Genomic DNA, 3,715 nt, shown 5'->3' on the forward strand with positions numbered 1-3,715 from the left:
GGGCCGGATTGTCGCCGGGGATGTCGGAGACAATCCGGCCCTGGTGGCGTCCGGCCCGACCGTTCCCGACACTGGCAGCCGTGACGACGCGCTGGCCTCGATATCCGCCTATGGCATGAAACTGCCGGACACGGTCATGGCGCATATCCAGTCGCCGGCGGCCGACGCACCAGATCCCGACGATCAGCGCTTTGTGCGCAACGAGGTGCATCTGATCGCCTCGGCTGGCGTGTCACTGGAAGCGGCGGCGGCTGAAGCGAGGCGGCAAGGCGTCGAAGCCTTCATCCTCTCCGACGCCATCGAAGGCGAAGCACGCGAGGTCGGCGGCGTCCATGCGGCAATCGCCCGCGAAGTGGCGACGCGTAATCGGCCCTTCCAAAAGCCGGTGCTGATCCTTTCGGGTGGTGAGACCACCGTGACTTTGCGGGCAAAGGGCAAAGGTGGCCGCAATTCGGAATTCCTGCTCGCCTTCGCCATCGGCATCAATGGCGTAGAGGGTATTCACGCCTTTGCCGCGGATACCGACGGCATCGATGGCTCCGAAAACAATGCCGGCGCCTTCGCCGACGGTTCGACCGTTTCGCGCATGCGGGCGGCGGGTGTGGATGCCAAGGCGATGCTGGCCGGCAACAATGCCTGGACGGCCTTCAATGCCGTCGGCGATCTCTTCGTGCCCGGCCCGACCGGCACGAACGTCAATGATCTCAGGGCAATTCTCGTCCGTTAAAGGCTGGTGCGTCCCCTCTCCCAAACGCAAGCGCTGCCCCTCATCCGCCTGCCGGCACCTTCTCCCCGTATAGTGACGGGGAGAAGGAAGCTAACTGCGTCTTGGAGCTTTTTCTTGCAACGATGGTGATTGACGAAAGCGCAGGGCACAGCCCCTTTCTCCCCGTCACTACACGGGGAGAAATGTCCGGCAGGACAATGAGGGGCGGCGCCAACCGCTCGATCCTTATCCAGCGCTCGGACCTGATGGATCAAGTCGACATAAGCTTCCTCACCTGCTTCATATCCTGCAAAAACCGCTCGCGTTCGGCTTCTTTATCCGCGTGATCCCGGATGCGCAGGATGAAGGAGGGGTGGATGGTGATGAAGACGCGCAACCCGTCCTCGCGTTCGACCACCTGGCCGCGCATCTTGGTCACCGGGATCGCCTTGCCAAGCAGGGACAGCGCCGCCGTCGCGCCGAGCGCCACCGCAAGCTCCGGCTTGACCAGCTCGAATTCCCTGTCGATCCACCAGCGGCAGGCCTGAACCTCGCCGGCATTCGGCTTGGAATGGATGCGGCGTTTGCCCCGTGGCTCGAATTTGAAGTGCTTGACCGCGTTGGTGACATAGACCTCCAGGCGGTCGACACCGGCATCGTCCAAGATCGCATCGAACACCTTGCCCGCGGGGCCGACAAAAGGTTTGCCGGCGAGATCCTCCTGGTCGCCAGGCTGTTCGCCGACGAAGATCACCTTGGCATTGTCAGGTCCTTCGCCGAATACGGTCTGCGTCGCATCGCGCCAAAGCGGACAGCGGCGGCAGCCCTTCGCGGCTTCGCGCAACTCGGAAATCGTGTGCGCGGCATCGCCGTCAGGCGTTTCGGCTGGCTGATGCTTCGGCCAATGCTTTGCCTGCACCTTGGCGTGGTGCGGCGCGGGCGTTGTCGGCATTCTGGCAATCATATCCTTGGCGGCCTTGTCCGCTCCCGCGATCAAGTCAGGAATGAGCGAGGCCTCGGGAAGGTTCCGCCAATATTTCTTCGGCATCTCCTTCTGCATGGCTTTCACCTTCAGCCGCGCCGGATTGAAGATGTTCGCGAAGTAGGTCCGCCACAGCGCTTCGGTGTCGTCCTGGTCAGGCGCGTCGGTCTTGGCGGCGCCCGGTCCGATCGCTAGCCTTTCGCCATCCCAGTCGGCGGAGGCGTAAGGCGTCAGGATCGTCCAGCGCATGCCGGTAAAACGCCGGACGAAGAAATCCGCATTGCGCTCGACGATGAAATGGTCGGGCTCGAACCAGGCGACATAGCGTTCCTCCTCGCCATCGCCGATCTTCCGGAAGCGGACGAAGGCATGCATCTTGTGGCTATCGCGCCGCACCGCCTTTTCCATCGCCTCGAGCCGCCTGGTATCGGGATCCGATGCGATCGCCAGCAGCTTGGGCTCCGCACGCAGCCGCCACAACAGCCGGTAGAGGAAGGCGAAACGGCCGGGGTCGCAATGGCAGAAGGCGGTTTCAGTGTGATCGATGAAATCGCGCGGCACAACGAGCTGCGCGCCCTCGGGCACGTCAGGCAAATCGCTTTGCGGCCGGTCGGAACCGGCTGCGACATGCCAGCCGATATCCTCGGGTCTGACCTCATTCAGCGCCAGCCGTCGAGCCGCGTCGCGCCAGCCGGCGAAATCGGTCTGGCTTTCAAGCCAAACTGTGTAGCGGGCGAGGTCGAGCTCCGCTGGCAGCATGGTCAAAACAGCGCCAGTTGTTCGCAGGATCGCTCGATCTGGCCGCGCAGGCCGGCCTTGTCGGTGAGCGCACCTGGCGACCAGCCTTCGGCGATGATGAAGGGCCGTAGCTTGGCGATCGAATGGCAAATCCGCCCGACATCTTCCAGCCGCATCCGCCGGTGCCGGCGGGTCTGCAGGATTTTCGTCACCACCTTGGTGCCGAGGCCGGGCACTCGCAACAGCGTCTCACGGTCGGCGCGGTTGATGTCGACGGGAAACTGCCCCCGGTTGCGCAGCGCCCAGGCAAGCTTCGGGTCGATAGCGAGATCGAGCATGCCATCGCTGCTGCCGGCCAGGATTTCCGGTTGAGAAAATCCGTAGAAGCGCATCAGCCAGTCGGCTTGGTAGAGCCGGTGTTCACGCATCAGCGGCGGCTTCTGCAACGGCAGCGAAGACGAGGCATCGGGGATCGGACTGAAGGCCGAATAATAGACGCGCCGCAGGTGGTAACTGCCATAAAGCCGGGCGCTGGTGTGCAGGATGCCGTCGTCGGAGGTCTTGTCGGCACCGACGATCATCTGCGTCGACTGGCCGCCGGGCGCAAAGCGTTCGCGCTTTTTGGTCCGCAGCGTCGGCTCGGCCTTCTCCTCCATCTTCCGGCGCAGGTTGGCCATCGAGAGCCGGATTGTCTCCGGCCTCTTTTCCGGCGCCAGCTTCTTCACGCCCTCGTCGGTGGGCAATTCGATATTGATCGACAAGCGGTCCGCATAGAGCCCGGCCTGCTCCACCAGGTCCGCCGAACTTTCCGGAATGGTCTTCAGATGGATATAACCGGAGAATTTTTCCTCCAGCCGCAGCCGCCGCGCCACCTCGACCATTTCGCCCATGGTTTCATCAGGCGAGCGGATGACGCCCGAGGAGAGGAAAAGGCCTTCGATATAATTGCGCCGGTAGAAATCCATGGTCAGCTTCACCACCTCGTCGATGCCGAAGCGGGCGCGCCGGACATTCGACGACGAGCGGTTGATGCAATAGCTGCAGTCGTAGATGCAGAAATTGGTCAGCAGGATTTTCAGCAGCGAAATGCAGCGGCCGTCCGGCGCGTAGGAATGGCAGATGCCCATGCCTTCGGTGGAGCCGACGCCGCCGGACTTCAGCGAATCCTTTTTTGCGGAGCCCGATGAGGCGCAGGAGGCATCGTACTTGGCGGCGTCGGACAGGATTGCCAGTTTTTCACGGATGGTGAGAACACTCATTTGTTCATGATATGTTCTGATCAATCATCA

General features: G+C 62.5%; 3 protein-coding genes. 1 reads left to right on the plus strand and 2 read right to left on the minus strand.

Going from position 1 to position 3,715, the window contains the following annotated elements; genetic code table 11:
• Window positions 1–727 (plus strand): MOFRL family protein (locus EOA36_RS30495; RefSeq protein WP_127280644.1); only part of this gene is annotated, 727 nt, incomplete at its 5' end.
• 250 nt (window positions 728–977) lie between these two features.
• On the opposite strand, the gene EOA36_RS30500 is transcribed toward EOA36_RS30495, so the two are convergent.
• A complete protein-coding gene (locus EOA36_RS30500) occupies window positions 978–2,447 on the minus strand; it encodes a UdgX family uracil-DNA binding protein (RefSeq protein WP_127280645.1) in 1,470 nt (489 codons plus the stop codon).
• 2 nt (window positions 2,448–2,449) lie between these two features.
• Entirely contained in the window at window positions 2,450–3,685 is a 1,236-nt protein-coding gene (locus tag EOA36_RS30505; RefSeq protein ID WP_127280646.1) for a putative DNA modification/repair radical SAM protein, read from the minus strand.
• Between the last annotated feature and the right edge of the window lie 30 nt (window positions 3,686–3,715).

The organism is Mesorhizobium sp. M8A.F.Ca.ET.021.01.1.1 (assembly GCF_003998025.1).
Lineage (GTDB): Bacteria > Pseudomonadota > Alphaproteobacteria > Rhizobiales > Rhizobiaceae > Mesorhizobium.

What these genes read in the sequence shown, in the direction of transcription:
- EOA36_RS30505 (WP_127280646.1), bottom strand. Translation starts at nt 3,685, where the DNA reads ATGAGTGTTCTCACCATCCGTGAAAAACTGGCAATCCTGTCCGACGCC.
- EOA36_RS30500 (WP_127280645.1), bottom strand. Translation starts at nt 2,447, where the DNA reads ATGCTGCCAGCGGAGCTCGACCTCGCCCGCTACACAGTTTGGCTTGAA.